This window comes from Gemmiger formicilis, from assembly GCF_016901605.1.
Classification (GTDB): Bacteria; Bacillota; Clostridia; order Oscillospirales; family Ruminococcaceae; genus Gemmiger; species Gemmiger formicilis_B.
In genome coordinates this window covers 1-362 of record NZ_JACJKP010000511.1, presented here as the reverse complement: position 1 = coordinate 362, position 362 = coordinate 1, and the positions used below count along the sequence as shown (strand labels likewise).

Genomic DNA, 362 nt, shown 5'->3' with positions numbered 1-362 from the left:
CTGTCGCCCAGGAATTAAATGAAATTAAACTGAATAAGAGCCTGGCGGCCGCAAAGCAAGCGCTGAAGCTTACTGCAGGGGGAAGTGCGGATCAACTGCTTTAATGGGCTCACGATACATGGCAGCAAGGGAACGCTGTCCGAAAAGGATTTCATTTCTTCCCGCTGCTATACGCTGCTGTCGTATCTTGCGGTGACGGCTGGGAACCGGGCAACGGCAAATCAGCTTGCACTGATCCTGTGGCCGGATGAGTCCTGTGAGATCCCGATGAAATCCGTGCGGAACATTGCTTACAGGCTTAGATCGCTGCTTGGCTATGTTGGGCTGGAGGATTTGGTGGTCTATGCCAACGGCATATTCAG

At 52.5% G+C, this 362-nt stretch carries 1 protein-coding gene; it reads left to right on the top strand.

Annotation, left to right across the window (positions count from 1 at the left end; all coding sequences use genetic code 11):
• Window positions 1-84: 84 nt before the first annotated feature.
• Window positions 85-362, top strand: a 278-nt coding sequence (locus tag H6B10_RS15695) for a hypothetical protein (protein WP_204652388.1), incomplete at its 3' end; no start/stop codon positions are given.